This is a genomic window from Litchfieldella anticariensis FP35 = DSM 16096 (genome assembly GCF_000409775.1).
GTDB classification, from domain to species: Bacteria; Pseudomonadota; Gammaproteobacteria; order Pseudomonadales; family Halomonadaceae; genus Litchfieldella; species Litchfieldella anticariensis.
The window spans coordinates 178,419-196,155 of sequence record NZ_KE332391.1; the positions used below are offsets into that span (position 1 = coordinate 178,419).

Annotated in this window: 23 protein-coding genes; 11 read left to right on the forward strand and 12 right to left on the reverse strand. The window is 56.6% G+C overall.

What is annotated here, in order from left to right:
• Positions 1 to 69: 69 nt before the first annotated feature.
• Complete coding sequence (locus L861_RS13220; protein ID WP_016417528.1) at positions 70 to 552, reverse strand: hypothetical protein; 483 nt, start codon at positions 550 to 552, stop codon at positions 70 to 72.
• Positions 553 to 810: 258 nt separating this feature from the next.
• On the opposite strand from L861_RS13220, the gene L861_RS13225 reads away from it, so the two are divergent.
• The 3 genes from L861_RS13225 (at position 811) to L861_RS13235 (ending at position 1,909) form a co-directional block, all read left to right on the forward strand.
• The gene (locus L861_RS13225) at positions 811 to 1,026 is read left to right on the forward strand and encodes a hypothetical protein (RefSeq protein ID WP_016417529.1); all 216 of its coding nucleotides are present in this window, start codon (positions 811 to 813) and stop codon (positions 1,024 to 1,026) included.
• A 140-nt stretch (positions 1,027 to 1,166) separates the two neighbouring features.
• The gene (locus tag L861_RS13230; protein WP_016417530.1) at positions 1,167 to 1,547 is read left to right on the forward strand and encodes a DUF952 domain-containing protein; all 381 of its coding nucleotides are present in this window, start codon (positions 1,167 to 1,169) and stop codon (positions 1,545 to 1,547) included.
• A 59-nt stretch (positions 1,548 to 1,606) separates the two neighbouring features.
• The gene (locus tag L861_RS13235) at positions 1,607 to 1,909 is read left to right on the forward strand and encodes an antibiotic biosynthesis monooxygenase family protein (RefSeq protein WP_016417531.1); all 303 of its coding nucleotides are present in this window, start codon (positions 1,607 to 1,609) and stop codon (positions 1,907 to 1,909) included.
• Between the two features lie 114 nt (positions 1,910 to 2,023).
• On the opposite strand, the gene L861_RS13240 is transcribed toward L861_RS13235, so the two are convergent.
• Positions 2,024 to 2,371 (reverse strand): antibiotic biosynthesis monooxygenase family protein, encoded by a 348-nt coding sequence (locus L861_RS13240; RefSeq protein WP_016417532.1) that lies wholly within the window; start codon positions 2,369 to 2,371, stop codon positions 2,024 to 2,026.
• A 117-nt stretch (positions 2,372 to 2,488) separates the two neighbouring features.
• Between L861_RS13240 and L861_RS13245 the strand changes: the two genes are divergently transcribed.
• A complete protein-coding gene (locus L861_RS13245; protein ID WP_016417533.1) occupies positions 2,489 to 3,184 on the forward strand; it encodes an ArsR/SmtB family transcription factor in 696 nt (231 codons plus the stop codon).
• A gap of 33 nt (positions 3,185 to 3,217) precedes the next feature.
• Here the strand turns inward: L861_RS13245 and L861_RS13250 are convergent, their stop codons facing one another.
• Positions 3,218 to 3,616, reverse strand: a complete 399-nt coding sequence (locus L861_RS13250) for a GFA family protein (RefSeq protein ID WP_016417534.1) — start codon at positions 3,614 to 3,616, stop codon at positions 3,218 to 3,220.
• A 24-nt stretch (positions 3,617 to 3,640) separates the two neighbouring features.
• Positions 3,641 to 4,045, reverse strand: coding sequence for a VOC family protein (locus L861_RS13255; protein WP_016417535.1), 405 nt, complete (start codon positions 4,043 to 4,045; stop codon positions 3,641 to 3,643).
• A 283-nt stretch (positions 4,046 to 4,328) separates the two neighbouring features.
• On the opposite strand from L861_RS13255, the gene L861_RS13260 reads away from it, so the two are divergent.
• The gene (locus tag L861_RS13260; protein WP_021029192.1) at positions 4,329 to 5,762 is read left to right on the forward strand and encodes a DHA2 family efflux MFS transporter permease subunit; all 1,434 of its coding nucleotides are present in this window, start codon (positions 4,329 to 4,331) and stop codon (positions 5,760 to 5,762) included.
• A 22-nt stretch (positions 5,763 to 5,784) separates the two neighbouring features.
• On the opposite strand, the gene L861_RS13265 is transcribed toward L861_RS13260, so the two are convergent.
• Together L861_RS13265 and L861_RS13270 are read right to left on the reverse strand one after the other, a co-directional pair.
• The gene (locus L861_RS13265; protein WP_016417537.1) at positions 5,785 to 6,141 is read right to left on the reverse strand and encodes a DUF427 domain-containing protein; all 357 of its coding nucleotides are present in this window, start codon (positions 6,139 to 6,141) and stop codon (positions 5,785 to 5,787) included.
• Positions 6,142 to 6,214: 73 nt separating this feature from the next.
• Complete coding sequence (locus tag L861_RS13270; RefSeq protein ID WP_016417538.1) at positions 6,215 to 6,793, reverse strand: O-methyltransferase; 579 nt, start codon at positions 6,791 to 6,793, stop codon at positions 6,215 to 6,217.
• A gap of 236 nt (positions 6,794 to 7,029) precedes the next feature.
• Between L861_RS13270 and L861_RS13275 the strand changes: the two genes are divergently transcribed.
• Both L861_RS13275 and L861_RS13280 read left to right on the forward strand, forming a co-directional pair.
• On the forward strand, positions 7,030 to 8,619 hold the full coding sequence (locus L861_RS13275; protein ID WP_016417540.1) for an alpha/beta fold hydrolase: 1,590 nt from the start codon (positions 7,030 to 7,032) through the stop codon (positions 8,617 to 8,619).
• Between the two features lie 91 nt (positions 8,620 to 8,710).
• Entirely contained in the window at positions 8,711 to 9,403 is a 693-nt protein-coding gene (locus tag L861_RS13280) for a hypothetical protein (RefSeq protein ID WP_016417541.1), read from the forward strand.
• A 68-nt stretch (positions 9,404 to 9,471) separates the two neighbouring features.
• Here the strand turns inward: L861_RS13280 and L861_RS13285 are convergent, their stop codons facing one another.
• From L861_RS13285 to dkgB, 5 genes are all read right to left on the reverse strand, one after another.
• Positions 9,472 to 10,440: a magnesium transporter CorA family protein gene (locus L861_RS13285; protein WP_016417542.1), complete on the reverse strand. Its 969-nt coding sequence runs from the start codon at positions 10,438 to 10,440 to the stop codon at positions 9,472 to 9,474.
• A 50-nt stretch (positions 10,441 to 10,490) separates the two neighbouring features.
• Positions 10,491 to 11,723, reverse strand: a complete 1,233-nt coding sequence (locus tag L861_RS13290; RefSeq protein WP_016417543.1) for a DUF3422 domain-containing protein — start codon at positions 11,721 to 11,723, stop codon at positions 10,491 to 10,493.
• Positions 11,724 to 11,828: 105 nt separating this feature from the next.
• The gene (locus L861_RS24715; RefSeq protein ID WP_016417544.1) at positions 11,829 to 11,984 is read right to left on the reverse strand and encodes a hypothetical protein; all 156 of its coding nucleotides are present in this window, start codon (positions 11,982 to 11,984) and stop codon (positions 11,829 to 11,831) included.
• Between the two features lie 83 nt (positions 11,985 to 12,067).
• Positions 12,068 to 12,562 carry a 2-thiouracil desulfurase family protein gene (locus tag L861_RS13295; RefSeq protein WP_016417545.1) on the reverse strand — a complete coding sequence of 165 codons (495 nt, stop codon included), beginning with the start codon at positions 12,560 to 12,562 and terminating at the stop codon, positions 12,068 to 12,070.
• 21 nt (positions 12,563 to 12,583) lie between these two features.
• The gene (dkgB, locus tag L861_RS13300; RefSeq protein ID WP_016417546.1) at positions 12,584 to 13,399 is read right to left on the reverse strand and encodes a 2,5-didehydrogluconate reductase DkgB; all 816 of its coding nucleotides are present in this window, start codon (positions 13,397 to 13,399) and stop codon (positions 12,584 to 12,586) included.
• Between the two features lie 149 nt (positions 13,400 to 13,548).
• On the opposite strand from dkgB, the gene L861_RS13305 reads away from it, so the two are divergent.
• Genes L861_RS13305 through L861_RS13315 form a run of 3 tightly spaced genes read left to right on the forward strand, consistent with a single transcriptional unit; the run spans position 13,549 to position 15,661 of the window.
• On the forward strand, positions 13,549 to 13,995 hold the full coding sequence (locus tag L861_RS13305; protein WP_016417547.1) for a YybH family protein: 447 nt from the start codon (positions 13,549 to 13,551) through the stop codon (positions 13,993 to 13,995).
• Positions 13,996 to 14,010: 15 nt separating this feature from the next.
• Complete coding sequence (locus tag L861_RS13310) at positions 14,011 to 14,391, forward strand: YciI family protein (RefSeq protein WP_016417548.1); 381 nt, start codon at positions 14,011 to 14,013, stop codon at positions 14,389 to 14,391.
• A 16-nt stretch (positions 14,392 to 14,407) separates the two neighbouring features.
• A complete protein-coding gene (locus tag L861_RS13315) occupies positions 14,408 to 15,661 on the forward strand; it encodes an RNA polymerase sigma factor (RefSeq protein WP_016417549.1) in 1,254 nt (417 codons plus the stop codon).
• A gap of 22 nt (positions 15,662 to 15,683) precedes the next feature.
• On the opposite strand, the gene L861_RS13320 is transcribed toward L861_RS13315, so the two are convergent.
• A complete protein-coding gene (locus tag L861_RS13320) occupies positions 15,684 to 16,568 on the reverse strand; it encodes an alpha/beta hydrolase (RefSeq protein WP_016417550.1) in 885 nt (294 codons plus the stop codon).
• Between the two features lie 127 nt (positions 16,569 to 16,695).
• On the opposite strand from L861_RS13320, the gene L861_RS13325 reads away from it, so the two are divergent.
• Positions 16,696 to 17,709 carry an acyltransferase family protein gene (locus L861_RS13325; RefSeq protein ID WP_016417551.1) on the forward strand — a complete coding sequence of 338 codons (1,014 nt, stop codon included), beginning with the start codon at positions 16,696 to 16,698 and terminating at the stop codon, positions 17,707 to 17,709.
• Positions 17,710 to 17,737 lie beyond the last annotated feature (28 nt).

A 17,737-nucleotide genomic window follows, 5' to 3' on the forward strand; every position in this document is an offset into this window, starting at 1 on the left:
GACGGACCCTCAGCAGCTTTCGCGTTGGCCGAGGATTCCTCCGGCAATCCGACAAGTAGCGCCAATGGATCATGGAACCAAACGTTCCGGAGCCGATCGTCGGTGCTCACCCATGCCTGTGCCGAAGCGCAGCATGAGCCGGCGGTGTCCCGCCAGGCTCACCCACACCCGGCCCCTTGGCACCGCGGTAGACGGGCGGGAGTTCAGTGCCCACGGCTCTGAGCGTGGACACCAGATCCCGCGTCGTGCGATCGGTAACGTCCAGGGGGCATTACAGAACACAGTCGAGATACCGACGATTTCTATGTCAGATGCTTGCGCGAGTAGCGTCAGCGCAAAGCAATCGTCCGGATCCGTGATGCGGCGGTGGCCACAGGCAGCGTCTGTGTCGACCCACACCCTCTCGGGCATCTGGACAACGGGGCCATTCTCCACGATCGGCAAGGGAGGCGCCGACAGTTCGCCGGTTCGCCTGGTGGAAACGGGGATGGCAAAGCTCACCAGCAGCAGCACAGCGATCACCACGGCGACACTGGCGACGACGAGTTTCATGGTTCCTCGACACATGCCCCCTCCACCACCTGTACCTTGGTAAATGCCGTCCCTCGCCAAAGCTAGGGTCAGGCTCGCATAGCGGCAAGAAACGCCTCCCGTCAATACGAACGCTCAATAATCCTTGAATGTAACATAATGTGTACTAACGTTTCAGTAAGCCTGTCGTCGAAAGGCACAGACCCGGTTGTAAGAAAGCCGCAGCGTCAGGGGGGTAAGCAATGTCCAGCACATGCACCCCAAATCGGAGGGCATCCCATGAACACTCAACACATCACTGAAATTGGCCGCTTCCACCTAGGTGTCGTCAGAGCCTCTTGGACAGGACGTACGATCATCACGGCACGACGCGAGCCCGACGAAGGCCCGATGAGTGTCGAACAAGCAGCCAACGCAAGGCGCGAGGCAGAGTATGTGGCCAGGCGCAACGGTATCAAGGAACCACTGTTACAGATCTGGAAAATCAGTTCGTAAGCCTCAACCAGTAGCTGCATGAGTCAATGGGCTTCGCTTTGCGAAGCCCATCCTGTCTTGGCGATACTCCCCTTGTCCCCAGAGTTCGCAGGCTGCCCCCATTGGAGCTAAAGTGGGAACTCAGTCAAAGGAAGGACAAGATGAGAAATCTTTATCGGATCGTAAAAGCCGACACATGGAAAGAAGCCAAAGAAATCGGCCATATCCCACGCTGCGGAAACGACGAGAGACGAAACCGCATCCACTTGAATGTTCACGAAGCCGTGGAGTACGTAGCGGCGAAATACTACGTACCCGATGAGCAGCCATTGGCTATCGAATTCGACACAAGCAGTTTCTTGGAGAATATCGAGTGGTTGGAGCCGACTGATGAACTCCCCTGGAAGCAACCTCTAGTCGACATCCCCAATCTACCGATCCATGCTGTGGTGGCAATACACCAACTCGACCCTGGGCTTGTCGATGGCAAGAACACCTATAAACTGCGGAAGGTGACTCAAGATACAGCCCGTCACTCCTAAGCAGTGTTTCTCACATGTTTAACGCTTCCAATTATGTATACGTTCAAAAGAGCAGGAAGATGCTGGCTATCATTCTGGAATTCGACGTTATCCCAGGAAAAGAAGACGCGTTTCGTGAAGCCTGGAAAGAAACGACAAAGTATATCCACACGAATTTTGGCAGTTTAGGCTCACGCCTTCATCGGGATGAAAACGGTAGATTCATCGCTTATGCTCAATGGCCAGATCATGAAACCTACAAGAAAGAGCATGACTGGTCAGAAGAAGGAATCAAGTGCCGAGAGCGGATGCGAGCGACACTGAAGTCTGAAAAAGTGACTGTACTGCATAAGCTTGACGTGGATATCGACTTGCTTGAATAAAAAGCTTCCCGCACTGATTCAGCGCAATATACTTGTCTCGGAGCCTCTCCCAAAGACCAGGTCGAGGCTTCATGATTCCTTGGAACTGCCAGTTAACTCGAAAGCATGGCAACGCTATCGCTCATGAGCCTCGCGGCTATCCATTGGCGCCTGCTCGCGGTCGTCGCGACCGTAGTCACGCACGACATGAGCGATCCTTAGTCGGTAGTTCTCGAATATCGAGGACCTGCCCGCCCGCTGCGCGGCCCGGTGTTGCTCCAGGCGTCGCCACTGCTCAATGGCGGTCTCATCGCGCCAGAACGAGAGTGACAGCAACTTGTCAGGGTCGTTAAGGCTCTGGAAACGTTCGATGGAGATGAAGCCTTCGATGTCATCCAGTAGCGGTTTCAGCTCGGCAGCGATATCGAAGTAACGCTGACGCTGGGTGGGTGTCGGCACGGCTTCGAATATGACGGCGATCATGGTATCTCCTCTTCGTTATTGATGAGTGAACAACGGAATACGTCCATTCACCGGGCGGTTTGCCTGCTGACCACTATGTGACATGGTGAATCGTCACGATTCGCCAGGGATCGAAATATGCATGACACCGATCATGATGCCGCGGTTTCCCGGATCGCGGCCGCCATCGCTGAACCCGCCAGGACACGCATGCTATGTTGCCTGATGGACGGGCACGCGCGCACCAGCACCGAGCTGGCCATTGTCGCCGAGGTCAGCCCTTCCACAGCCAGCGCGCACCTTGCCCGGCTAAAGGAACAGCACCTGGTGAGTCTGCACGTGCAGGGCAGACACCGCTACTACCACCTGGCGAGCCAGACAGTGGCGCGGGCACTCGAAGCGTTGATGGCGATTGCCCCGCCCGATGGTCCCCGATTCACGCCCACGACTCCCGACCGGCTGCAACTGGCCCGAACCTGCTACGACCATATGGCCGGCACCCTGGCCGTGCTGCTTCACGACCGCTTCATCGCGCTGGGCTGGTTGTGCTCTCCCGAGGTGGAAGGGGATTACCAGCTCACGGAAACCGGTAACCGGGAATTGGCTGCGCTGGGGATCGATACCCAGGCGGCGGGCAAACGGCGGCGGCGCTTCGCCTACCCCTGCATGGACTGGAGCATGCGGCGCCCCCACTTGGGGGGCGCCTTGGGGGCCGCGCTGTTGCAAGCCGCACAGCAACGAGAGTGGGTGCGCAAGGACCTGGATTGCCGCGCACTGACAGTGACGGACACAGGACACAAGGAGATCCAGAAGCGGTTCGATGTCCACCTATAGCCATTGGCCAGGAAGAGCTCGCTGGAGTTGCGCTCATGGAAGCTCATCGTAGTGAGCGAGCTGATCGGTGATATCGAACCAAGGCGCCTTCGATGCACAGAATATATGGACATTGGGGCGCTGGCTGGGCACGTCATCGAGTACACCCAGCCGCACGATGTATTTCCCCCGTTTCAGCTTGTGGGAAAACAGGCTCGACCCACAGTCGCGGCAAAATCCCAGCTCCGTCTCCCCGGACTTTCGGTAATGAGACACGAACTCTTCTCCGGCCGTGATTGAAAAGTCTTTCTCATCGAAGAGACCACCAGCCGCGAATGCAGAGCCCGACCACTTGCGACATTCCGAGCAATGACAGTAGCCGATGAAATCGAATTCATCCGGCACTTGGATTTTGACTTTTCCACACAAACACGAACCCGTCAGGTTGTTCATCTTGACCTCATATCATGCGATGTTTCATTTCACTGGCCCACCAATGGACCAGATATGACCGAAGGGATCCTTGATCTGGCCATAGCGCATTCCCCAGAACTGATTGTCAAGCTCCATGACGACTTCCGCACCAGCATTGACTGCCCGCTCCCAGGCAGCATCGGCATCAGGTACGTCGAGATGGATGACGCAGCTCGCGCCACCAAGCCGAGTTGGTGCCTTGGCACTGCCGTAATCGCCGATCTCAGGAAATTCGTCATGTAGATAGATCGCTCCAGCACCGAGCTTTAGGTGGGCATGCATCAACCTCTTTCCGTCCTCAGCAAGATGTTTTCCTTCTAATGTGGCACCAAACGCTCGTTCATAAAATGCAATCGCCGCCTCACCATCATTGACGGCGAGGTGAGGAACCGGAGCTGGGTTCGTCATGGCTATATCCTCATGGGCATGTGATGATGATGGATATGGTAGAAATCCGGATCGACAATCAGAAATGCCGATATCCGACGTTGCTTCCAAGGATGCAAGCGTACTCGCCACCTCAAATTAGCTTGCGCCTCCCCGTTCTGCCACAAAGCCACCAATCAACTGAATTAAAAGGAAAATTTTTCAAGCGGAAGTCGAAACCGTGCATTCTGTCTCATTAGGGATGGAGTCCAGAAAACATGAGTGAGTTCGATGTGTATAAAACCAATAATGGAAGTTCGTTCTCATGAGGAGGCAGCACGGTACGGCGTCTCCCCCCATTCCCGTGCAGATCTGGAAGATCGCTGCCGTAAGTGGAACAGGCGCGTTCATGGCCATGCTCGACTCCACGGTGGCCAATCTTGCTCTCGAATCCGTTCGCGCCGACTTCGACTCCACACTCTCCCTCGTGCAATGGGTCGCTACCGGTTACCTCCTGGCCTTGGCGGTCTCTCTCCCCGCGACAGGCTGGCTCGGCAACCGATACGGATATGGTCGTGTCTGGGCATCGGCTCTGGCTGCCTTTGTCGTCGGATCCATCCTCTGCGCCCTGGCACCCGGGCCACTGACGCTTATCGGCGCCCGGTTCTTGCAGGGGCTTGCCGGCGGCTTGATGGTTCCGGCCGGGCAAGCCGTTCTCGGGTCGACCGCCAACCCCAAACAACTTGGAAGGCTGATGGGCACGCTCGGTCTGGTCATTGCCCTGGGCCCCGCCATAGGGCCAGCGATGGGTGGCTTGTTGCTGGAGCTTGGCTCATGGCGCTGGCTGTTCTGGATCAATGTTCCTATCGGTATTGCCGCGCTCATCGCTTCTCGGGGCCTCGTGCCAGCAGGGTCGACGGATACCGAACGTCCCTTGGATCGTAAAGGGTTCGCCCTTCTCGCCATCGGACTTCCTCTGCTGCTCTATGGGGCAACGGAAATTGGAGCAGCAGGAGCGACCGCAGTCACGGTTCTCTCAGTAATCGCTGGAGCCGTACTGGCTGCCCTCTTCGTCCTCAATGCGCTGCATACAAGTACCCCCCTCATCGACTTACGGTTACTGAAACGGAAAACCTTCGCCGCTGCGACCGCAACCGCCGGACTCACCGGCGCCAATATGTATGGTGGACTCCTGCTTCTGCCGTTATATCTTCAGCTTCCGCTGGGCCAGGACACGACGGAGACCGGGGTGATGCTCCTTGTCATGGGATTGGGCTCCGCATTGGCCCTTCCCGTCAGCGGCATGCTGACCGATCGCTTCAGTGCAGGCCCAGTCATCATGATGGGGGCGTCGTTGTTGGTCATCACCAGTATTCCCTTCCTATTGCCCACCGCACCTTCCGACGCACTACTTGGATTGATCCTTTTCTCCAGAGGCGTGGGGGTGGCTTTGGCGCAGATGCCCGCCATGGCCGCTGCTTATGCATCAGTCACCAGCAACGAGATGGGTGATGCTACGACCCTAGTCAACATCGTCCAGCGCATCGGAGGTGCCATTGGGGCAGTATGCATGGTCATCATGCTCACTCAAGACAGTAGCGACAATTTCAGTGCCTATACTTGGGCTTTCGCTACACTGGCCATCATCTCTTCTCTGCCACTGATATTGACCGTGTTCCTATGGCAGCGCCCACGACACTTTCACCGGTACGCCCCCGAATCGCGTGCCGATCGAGCCACCGATGACGAGACGTGGTGAGTTTTGTCGGCGAGGTTAGCTGTCAATCGTCGAAGGAATGACGCACAAGAGGAGCATCGAATGCCAAGTGCTCGGCAATATCGGTCATGGCGTCGAATGGCTGTTCGTAACTCCAGGCGACATCGGTCAGCGTTTCGCCATCCAGCGATAGTGAGTAATAGCTGGCATCGCCTTTGAATGGGCAGTGGGTGACCGTCGCTGACTGGACCAGGTGCTGCATGTCGACATCCTGCCGCGGTATGTACTGGCGAGGAGGATAGTCTTTCTCGCGCAACTCGATGGCATCTCGAGTATCGGCAAGCAATGTCTCACCGATCCAGACACGAACCCGCTGCGGATTGGGGTGTAGGCTGATGCGTCCAGTAGGGTCATGGATCATGGTGTGAAGACCTCATCTTTACCCAGCAATGGTACGTCAGTCTTAACCGTAGCAGACCCGTGGCGATCAAGGTTCATTCCGCCTCTTTGTAGGCCACGAACTCTCCCTTGCCGACAGGCACCAGGCAGGTCGTGAATGCCTCCAGTTTTTCGACATAAGCCATGAAGTCGGCCAGTTCCGCCTGATGCGAGATGGCATTGTCACATATCAACACTCCACCAGGGTTCAGCACGGCCATCACATCATCGATGAAGTCCAGGTATTGCGAACGTTCAGCATCGAGGAAGACCATATCGAAGCGCGTCTCTCGTGCCCGCAGATAGCCCGCCGCAGAGCCTTCGATCTGCCGGATCTTGTGGGCCAACCCAGCCCTGGCAAAATTATCGCGTGCCTCGCACACCTTGTCGGACGAGACTTCGACAGTGGTGACACGACCCGAGTCGTCGATAGAGGACGCCAGCCACAGCGTGGAGTAGCCATTCGAGGTACCGATTTCCAGTACCTTGCTGGCCTTCATGGCTTTGAGCAGCACCGCCAGGAATTGGCCGGTATCACGGGTAATGTTGAGATATTTCCGGCTTCGCTCGGTGGTTTGGGCATCGTTCTCTTCGCCCTTCCGCTCCAACTCTGCCAGCAATTCATCGATTGACATAGGTCTCCCTCCCTCAATGACAACATCCTTTTAATGACCGCGTCGGCCATGACGAGTAAAGGCATCGCCCATCATTTAGCCATATTCGGCTCATACAGCAAGCCGAATGTCGGGAGGATTCGGCTCAGCCTCTTTATGAGGTAGTTGCAAACTCCAGCTTGCCCCCCTCCCCCTCAGTGCTAGCTTGAAAGTCAGCGATCACGGACAAGCCCAATAACAAACCTCGGTGGCTGACCATGAAACTCACTCCATATCCTCAGCACCACGTCTTCGTTGTTCCTCTTGCGCTTACAGTACTCCTGCTCGTTGCGGTCTTCTGGCCATCGCCCGCCCACGCCCAGACATCGGGCCAAGTTTCACGCCTTGAACCCTCGGAGTGCGCAACGCAGGCACTCAGCGAGCTACAAGCGCAGTGCTACACTTTTTATGGCCAGGAAAATTGGGATGAGCCGAACGGCACCATCATCGAGTTACCCGTGGCAGTGTTCGAGCCCGAAACGAAGGGTGCATCAGGGGAAGACAGCGCCGATGTGCCAGTCGTCTTCTTCCCCGGGGGCCCCGGCTATTCTTCATTAGGCAACCGCGAGTACCTGGAACAACTGCTCAAGGATGTCGGCAACCGCACGCTGATAACGATGGATCATCGCGGTTTCATTCATGCCAGGCCGGCGTTGAAATGCCCCGACTATGCGTCGGTATCTCCCTATCACAACATCATCCACACGCCAGCCATTGCCTCTTCGCTGGACCCCATGGAACGCCTGGATAGCATCACCGGTATCGTGGCCAACTGCTATCGAAAGCTACAAGCAGAGGGGATTGAGGTTTCCCAATACAATTCCTACTCAGTAAGTCGGGATGTCGATGAGATTCGGCGTTTACTCGATCACGACAAGATCGACGCCTACGGCTCGTCGACGGGTAGCGGTACGGTACTCTCCTACATCCAGTATTACCCCGACAGCGTGCGCGCCGCGATACTCGGCTGGCCGTGGTTCATCAATTTGCGCAACCGCGCCCCTATGGATGAGTTGTACACCGCCAAGCAGACCTTCACCGATACCCTGGCCTTGTGCGTAGCGCAGAGCGAGGACTGTCGAGACATGCTGCCCGCCTGGTTCCTGGCAATCGACAGGGCACGCCGGGCCCTCGATGCCAAACCCTTCGTCACCACCGTGCAGGAAATCGACGGCAGTGAGAAGAAGCTCTACTTCGACGGAGCGGCCTTTCTCGACACCCTCTACCTGATGCTGGCCAGCGACTATGCCGTGCTGCCAAGCCTGATCTCCGACATCGAGCAAGGCCACTACTCACGCCTGAGGGATTTCTTCCTGATCGACCAATATGACCCTGAGCCTACCGCCCCCAATTATGCGCTGGGTTACTTCCTGGCCCATGTCTGCAACGACATGGGCACCAATCGTCCTACGCCGGAGGATTCGATTGCCGCCGTCAAGCGTGAACCCGCTGTGTTGGGCTTCGAACCACCGTGGTTGTGCGCCTGGTGGGGCGGCGACGGAGATGTGCCAGAGGAACATAACGACCCACTGGTTTCGGATATTTCAGCACTGGCGATTCACGGTCAGATGGATCCGTGTTGCGGGACACGCTGGAGCGAACATGCGGCACGCACCATGCCCAACCTTCAATTCGTGGAGTTTCAGGCCATGGGGCATAGCCCCGTCACGGAATGCCGCTCGATCATGATTCAGGATTTTCTCGATGATCCTCAAGCGACAGTGGACGACAGTTGCAAGGACGAAGTGCCACTGGAACCCTGGGTATTAGAAAAAGCGGAGGGAAAATCAAGCCAAGAGTCAAATTAAATTATACTTATGCTGACATGATTATTGGTTATAAGCATAATAATTGTCGTGTGCCAAGACACACGGACTTATATCGCAGGGAACCAAGATAATGATGTCGACTCGCTACAAGGCCGCCCTTTCGGCCCTTCCATTGCTGTACTGTACTGCTGCTGCTCATGCCTTGGACTGGCAGGAAGCGCCGCGTTACAACACCATCAACCTGTCATCCGGTTTCCAACCGGATCCCCAACAGTTCGAAATCACCGCGGGTGGCAATACTCCCGCCTCCAAGGCAGGCTCCAACTGTACTGGCTATGTCCACGGTCTGGCCCCCGACATGGACTTCAATTTCGAAGCCGGCGAATACCAGCTCGTTGTCTATGTCGAGTCATCGGCCGATACCACCCTGGTGGTCAATGACGCCGATGGCAACTGGCACTGCAACGACGATTTCTCCTCATCCAGTGGTACCAATCCGGCTATCAAATGGGTCAATCCTCCATCGGGCAACTACAACGTCTGGGTCGGCACCCTTGCTGGTGGGCAGGCGGATGCCACGGTCAAGTTCTCCGAAATGGATCCCGAGTGGCACGGCAGCCCCGCTGCTGTCTCTAGCAGCTCCGGGATCCAGTGGGGCGACGACGGCAGTGAATGGAGTCACGATGGGGAGTGCGACGATCCACGCTTCGAGGGTCCCAGCGTGCATTCCATCAATATCGAGGAAGACCGCTACCACGATGCCAGCGATTGTCGTGCTCTTTATGAGCAGGGTCAGGTCTTTCTGAAACCTGAATACCGCTAATAAGTGACACTTCCTCTCGAGTCCATCACGACATGAAGTGATGGACTCGATCACGTTTGCTGATGCGGCTATATCCACCCCTTGCGACGAAATAGCCACACCAGCCCAATCCCTAACCCCAGCATGAACGTCACTACGACGAAATAAGCGTACTTGAAACCCAGCTCCGGCATGTACTCGAAGTTCATGCCATAGATGCCCACGATAAAGGTCAGCGGCACGAAAATGGCAGTGATCACCGTCAGGATACGCATGGTGTTATTGAGCTGGTGCGTTGAGATCGATATGTAACCGTCGATTAGGTCACCGCAGATGTCATAGTACATCTGGGTCAAGCTGTAGAGGCGTTCAAAACGCTCGAAGACGTCATTGATGGCATGCAGCGTTTCGGCGTTCTCACGCGACAGGTGGCGGTAGTCGTAGGCGATCAACTCGCGCGTGATCCCTTGGTGATAATTGAAGATGCGGCGCATCTTCACCAACCGCGACCGATAACCGGTAATCCGCCTCATCAACTTGTCGGTGCCGGCTTGTTGCAGTTCGTCTTCCAGATCACTGAGTTGAGTCTCGAATTCCAGCAGACTATCCAGATAGAAACCTGCGGATGTATACATGATCTTCAAGGCGACATGTTCGGGGGAACGCCGCAATAGAGACTTTCCTTCATTTTCTAACAAGCGGTCGACGCTCATGGCCATGCCAGGATGCAGGCTGACCAAGTAGCGATCGCTGACAAAAAAGGAGATCTGCTGCGGCTGGTAATTCAGCTCGGCATCGAAGGAAGAAATCCCACGGTAGATGATCAGGGTGTGGGATTCGAATTCCTCGATCTTGGGAGGGTGACGCTCGCGATGCGCATCGCTGATCGCCAGGGGATGACAGCCAAAATCCTCGAGCAAGGCTCGCTCTCTCGCTATCGGCTCGCCCTGCAGATCGATCCAGATATGGCTATCGGAATCCTCTTTCCAGCGTGCGATCAGCTCCTCACCACCGGTCTCTGATTGACCATCGGCGGTGACCAGTAGGGTGCGTATCATGATGTCTCCCGCATTCCATTAGCCCAAGGATACATGAGGCACGGAACACCTCAGTGGCGTTTGACCTTCCATATGCGCCAAGCCAGCGCGCCAATGATCAAGATGCCAAGCGGCCCCAGGATGGCAGCCGCGACATGCGGCTCGATCACCAAGCCAAGTGCCTCGAGTCCCTCGAGGGAAATCTTGAAGAGGCTTAGTATGTAGTAGCTGATGACGATGATCGACAGCCCCTCGACGGTCTTCTGGAGCTTCAGCTGGCTGCTGGTGCGCTCGTTGAGACTCTGCAGCATTTCCGAGTTCTGCTCCTCGATCTCGACCTGAGCCCGTGTTCGCAACAAGCCATTCAACTGAGCAACACTCTTGGCCAAGCCGACTTGACGCTTGTTGATCGCTGCACAGTAGCGAACGGTTGGTAGGAAACGCCGCATGATGAAGATGCCCAAGCGCTGGCAATCTTCCACGCGGGTCTCACGCAGTTCCTCGATACGAGCAAAAACGATCTTGGCATAGGCCTCAGTGGCGCTGAAGCGCTGCCGCGAACGGGCGCTACTGTGCTCCAGGTGCGCCGAAAGCACGGAAATGGCATCGAGCAGTGGCCGCGAAGTCTCGAGATGACTCTCGGCGTTGCGATCCGATAGTTCGCCGAGTTCGTTCTCATACTGCCGGAGTTCCGCACCAAGCTCCTTGGCTAACGGCAACGACAATGAAGCCATCATACGGTAGGTCTCGATTTCCAGCAGCCGACGCGTCATCCTGCCCAACCGATAGTCGTTGAGCTGATGGTTGACGACCAGAATGCGATTGACGCCTTCCGAGGTGAGTCGAAAGTCGCTCCATACGATCGCGTCCCCACCGCCTACATGTGAGCCGGCCGGGTCCTTGAAACCATAGGCCTTGGTGTCTCCGGCCCAGCTCGTTGCCGATTCGATCAGTATCAGGCTGGCATTGATCAACGCCTCGTGATGCTGTTCGACGATTTTCTCCAGCATCACGGGAGGCTGCGGCCAGTATTCACCGCCTTCGACCTTGGGTGCCAGCATGGTAAGAGTGAAGAATTCCGTGTGACGCTCCCACTTCAAGGTCAGACCATCTAGCTTGATGATCCCTTGGGCGGCATTCGTATCGAATGGGGCCTCGGCTGCCTCACAAAGACGGCGAATGATGGTGTCACAGACACCATCGGTATCGAGAAAAGCGAAATGGTGCAGATGCGCCGGTTCCTTGAAATAAATGGAGGGCCGGGCATGAAGCTCGTTGTGCAGAATTTCTCTCAGGGGATGCATGGCAGGGTCTATAAGAGGGTGAAGCTGTGAGCGTAACCTCTGGAATCGAGGCGTCAAGCCAACTTTCAGGCAGACCCGGAAGTCGGAGGTTTTCGCCACCCACCATCACGGTTTGTCGATGCGCTTTATCTTATGCTTGAGTCTGAGCCTTTCTTTCCGATCGCGTTCACGCTTGCGCTGTCTGGCCGGTGCATCACCATTGGCCAGATGCGTCAGGAATTCGATTTCTTCGGTGAGCATTGGGTGCGGGTTGCGCGCCATGGCACAGGCCTCCCAGCTAGCGTTGCCTACGACGCTAGCGGGGAAGTATTGCCGAGCGATGACAGCCACTAAGCCAGTATCACCTAACTTTCAGCCTTGAGATGCTTGGCCAGCACGTCGACCTCTGTGTGGGCAAAAACCTCGATGCCATGGCGACGCAATAACGCCGTAGTGACACCTTCACCGGGATGGCGGACTCCGCTGAAGCTGCCATCGTGGATTTCCCGGCTACCGCACGAGGGGCTACCGTCGGTGAGCAGAGCGAAGCGACAACCATGTCGCTGAGCCAGTTGCAGCGCCAACCGGGCTCCGGTAACGAAGGAGGCGGTCACATCATCACCCTGATCGTCGAGGATACGCACCTCGCTTTCCAGTACGTCTGCCCCGCTGGCTGCCTGTTCGATCTCAGCGGGTGGACGTGGTGTGGGCATACCACCAACGACTTCCGGACAGATCGGCACCAAGCGGCCTTCCCGCTGCCACTGGGCAAGCAGCGGGTGGTCGATCTCCTTGCTCGACCCGTTGTAGCGCACCGGATTGCCGAGCAGGCAAGCGCTGATCAATATCTTGGTCGTCATCTCGGTTATATCAGTGTCAATTCATTCATCCCACTGTGGTGCCCATTCGGGATCGGCGATGCGCTCGCCGGCATCCAGTCCGTCAATCCTGGAGATCTCGTCGTCACTGAGTTCCAGTTCCAAGGCTGCCAGGTTGGCATGCTGGTGTTCCGGCTTGGTGGACGAGGGAATCACCACGATATCGCGTGAGGCAACCCACGCAAGGGCTATCTGCGCCGGTGTCGCGCCATGGGCATCGGCAATTTCCTGCAGCAGAGGATCCTTCATCACCTTTCCTACCGCCAGCGGCATATAGCCAGTAACCTGCAACCCCTTCTCCTCACAGTGCGAGACTACCCTGCGGTTGGCAAGATAGGGATGCACCTCGATCTGATTGGTGACGATATGCTCGCCACCCGACACACTCAATGCCGCATCGATATGGGCGATGGTGAAGTTGGAAACACCAATGTGTCGGGTCAGGCCCTTCTCACGAGCATGATTGAGCGCTCCAATGGTTTCGGCCATAGGCACTTCATCGTCAGGTGACGGCCAGTGGATCAACGCCAGGTCGAGCTTGTCCGTGCCAAGTCGATCGAGGCTCTCCTCCAGGCTCCTGATCAGGTCGTCGCCCTCAAGGCGATCGTACCAAACCTTGGTGGTAAGAAATATCTCGTCTCGTGGAATGCCGCTTTGGCGAATGGCCTTGCCCACCTCGGCCTCGTTCTCATACGCCTGGGCAGTGTCGACATGCCGGTAGCCCAGATCCAGCGCGGAACTCACGGAATCGATAACCTCCTGTCCCTTGAGACGGAAGGTGCCCAGACCAATACGCGGAATGAGATTCGCTTGTGCCATCCTATTGCTCCTTGAAATCAAAGTGGGTCATCCGGTGGATACGAATTTTTCCAGCATTGTCGATTTCAGTGCACGGCGAACGACTACCATGCACATATCCCCTTTCGTCAAACCAATCTGGGGACGAATCCCCGACGGAGGAAACCGCCATGAGCACCGCAGCCACCCCCCTATCCGCAGAAGCGGCCATTCTCGAGTCGCTCGAATCCTGGCAAGCCGCCGTGCGCGACAAGGACATCGATGCCATCTCCGCTCATTATGCGCCGGGTATCGTCGCCTTCGACGCCATCACCGCGTTACAGTTCAAGGGAATCGAGGCCTATCGCCAGCATTGGGAGACCTGTATGGCCATGTGCCAGGGTCCAATGACCTTCGAACTACATGAGGTGGCGATTACCGCGGAAGAGCATGTTGCCTTCATCCATGCCCTGGTCAATTGTGGGGGTACCAACGACAAGGGTGAACACGAGTCCGGCTGGACGCGCATGACCGCTGGCTATCGCCGCATTGATGGCCGCTGGCTGGTGGTGCACGAGCACTTCTCGGCCCCCTTTGATATGTCCAGCGGCAAGGCCATGTTCAATCTCGAACCGTAACAAGGAGAGTCGGTCATGAAATACCTCTGCCTCGTCTACAGTGATGAAAGCACCTTGCATACCCTGCCCGATAGTCCCGAGGACAGTGAATGCTTGGCCTATGCCGAAAAGGTTCAGGCCAGCGGCCGCATGATAGCGGCTGAAGCGCTTCAGAGTGTGCACACCGCCACCACGGTACGGGTACGCAATGGCGAGACCTCGATCACCGATGGTCCTTTCGCTGAAACCAAGGAACAGTTGGCGGGCTTCTATCTGGTCGATGCCGAAGACCTGAACGAAGCCCTGCGGATCGCCGAAGGAATCCCGGCAGCCCGTGTGGGTAGTGTCGAGGTTCGACCAGTACGCGAACTGCAGGTCGAATCGCCTTCGGTACAGGCACAGGAGAGCCATGCATGAATGTCGATGGCCACCCATGAATGAGATGAACAGCCTGGAGCTTCACGCGCGAGTGGATGCCATCTACCGCAATGAATCGCGACGTGTTCTCGCTACCTTGATCCGTCTGCTGGGCGACTTCGAACTTGCCGAGGAAGCCCTGCACGATGCCTTCGCCGCGGCCGTGACCCAGTGGCCGCGGGAAGGGATACCCGATAACCCACGTGCCTGGTTGGTCTCTGCCGGACGCTTCAAGGCGATCGATAGCCTGCGCCGCCAAACCCGTTTCGATGCATCCGTCACCGAGCTCGCCCGCCAGTTGGAGATCGAATCCACCACGGTATCGGACTGGGACGAGGAGAGCGTGGCTGACGACCACTTGCGCCTGATCTTCACCTGCTGCCATCCGGCACTCCCCCCGGACGCCCAGGTGGCACTGACCCTGCGTGAGGTCTGTGGCTTGACCACCGAGGAGATCGCACGCGCCTTCCTGACCCGGGCTTCCACCCTGGCGCAACGCATCGTGCGCGCCAAAGCCAAGATCCGCGACGCCCGCATCCCCTATCAGTTGCCCTCAACGGAGGAATTGCCGGAGAGATTGGACGCCGTACTGCGTGTGATCTATCTGGTTTTCAACGAAGGGTATTCGGCCTCCTTCGGGGATAGCGTCACACGCGCTGATCTGTCGAGCGAGTCGATCCGGCTGGGTCGCTTGATGAACGAACTGCTGCCGGAACCTGAAGCCATCGGTCTGCTGGCCCTGATGCTACTTCACGAATCACGACGCACGGCACGCACCACCCCGGAAGGCGACATCATCCTGCTCGACGAGCAAGATCGCACACAGTGGCGCCAGGAACTGATCGAAGAAGGATCGTCCTTGGTGGAGAGAGCTCTGCGCTCGCGCCGTTTCGGCCCTTATACCTTGCAGGCAGCGATTGCGGCGGTGCATGCCGAGGCCCCCAGTGCCGAAGCAACCGACTGGGAACAGATCGTCGGTCTCTACGACGTCCTGCTACGGGTGGAACCTTCGCCTGTGATTGCCCTGAACCGTGCCGTGGCGATAGCGATGCGCGACGGTCCCCAAGCGGGGCTAGAGCTGATCGAGGCCATTCTCTCAAGAGGTGAACTGCGCGATTATCATCCGACACATGCGGCGCGGGGCGAGTTATACCGCCGACTCGGTCGCTTTGCCGAGGCAAGCGATGCCTTCCAACAAGCGCTTGAATTGGTACAACAAGGCCCCGAACGGCGCTTCATCGAGCAACGGCTGGCCAAGTTATGCTTATAGCCGTCAATGCTGGCTCTTTCCGCTATTTATCATGGTCGGGTTCGAGTGCGCGGGGGCCTTGCGCATACTGAAAGAGGAACTCCAGCACTGAAGGCAGACTGGCACGCCATACACGCCAGGAATGCCCTCCGCGTAGCACTTCTAGAGAGACCTGGCCAGGCTGGTGCTGTTCCAGAATCCGATAAAGAAAATCAGCATATTCAGCAGCATCATGGACATCTCGGCTACCGGCACTGAGATAAAGCGGCACGACCCGTTCCTGCGCCTTGTAGCTATCCAAGTGGGCGGTATAGTTGACGCGCTGCCAAAGCTCGGTATCAAAGCGACCTTCAGGAGCCTGGAACGCCGGATGACGCCATGCCGAAGAGCTCCTGGGTGGCAATGGAGCATAGGCGGCAGGACTAAGGGCTGCAGCGGCAACGAAAAGGTCGGGACGCTCCAATATAAAGTTGATCGCACCGAAGCCACCGGCCGATAGTCCGCCAATGGTCCGCCACTCTCGTTCTGGTACCACGTGCCAATTGTTCTCGATATGAGGTATCAAGTCCTCGAAGAAAGCCGTGCGGGCTTGTTCGTTATGACCATCCACCCACCAGCTCCGGCTGCGGGGCATGACGATGACGGCAGGCGGGATACGCCCCTTGCCAATCAACCGATCGGCGATCTGCTTGAGCCTCCCGCGCTTGACCCAGTCTCGGTCGCTGCCGAAGGAACCATGCAACAGGTACACCACGGGATAGCTTTGATTCGAGACCGCGTAGCCATCCGGCAAATAGAGTGTGTAAGGGTAGTCCCTACCCAAGGTCTCGGAATGAAAGGAGTGGTGTGAAACTTGTCCGGCCGTGGCCGTACCAGCCCCCAATAGCGTGAACATTAGCATGGCGACGAAAGGTTGCCGCACACGCATACGTGATTACCTCCATGAAAAACAAAATGAAAAATTTGTTCACGGAAATTCTTTCGCAAGGCAGGAGTCTGACAGTCACTTGGCGGCGCCGTTCAGTGCCTGTACATGGATAACGTGCAACGGATCAATGGCGAGAATCGAGGAAATCTACTGGTTGCGGTCCTACGGCTGTATTGCCGTTTTCTGCTTTCACCTACTGGATCGGCTCAATCAGCATTTCGATAATGTGTATCTCGACCTGGCACGCATTCCTACCGTGCTGGGCACCCCGACGTTCGTCTTTATCTCGATTTTCCTGTTCTCGACTCGTTATGCTGGTGCCATTCCCGAAGGGTTCCTGGCCAACCGCATCAAGTACGTCATGGCTCCCTACGTCGTCTATGGCTTGATCTATTCGACGACCAAGTACGTGAACGTCAAGACTAGCGGTGGCAACATCGATTTTATCTCCAACCTGGTCGAATACCTCCTATACGCTGGCTGGCATGGTTATTTCCTGATCATCGCCATGCAATTCTATGTTTTCTACTGGGCCTACACGCGTTATCGCCTGGAGCGTTTCCTTCCCCCTGGCCCTTGGCTGGTACTCGGCAGTTTGATCGGTATGCTCTATTGGGGACTGACTCGACTGTTCGAGTTCGAGCCACCAGGTTACCTGCTGTGGGTCGCCCCATGGGGCTGGCTTTACCTATTCTTCCTGGCATTGTTGATGGCTCGGTATTATCCGAACCCACCGCAGATCACGTTGCTACGAAAACTTTCCCATCCAGGCTGGCTTGCCGCCTGCCTCGGGCTTATCGTACTGCTTAGCCTCCCGGGCTGGCTGGAATACTCATCAAAGGAAACCTGGGTTGTCCCGCTATTCCTTCTCTCCATCCTGGTGTGCATGCGTTACCTGCATGACCGTCCTGCCCCACCACTGGTGAAGAAGATCAACGAATATTCGTTCGGGATTTATCTGGCTCATCCTCTTTTCTTTGCCATGGTCGACTTCAGTGACCAATGGATGCACTTGCCTCCGGTGCCCTATGCCCTACTGATGATTGTGGCCGGTCTGGGCGGACCGATCACATTGAGTATCGCAGTGAATCAATATCAGTGGAGTGGAGTACTTTTCGGCAAACAACTGGCGATCCGGTAGTGGGAACCAGACCGCTGCTCAGGGTGAC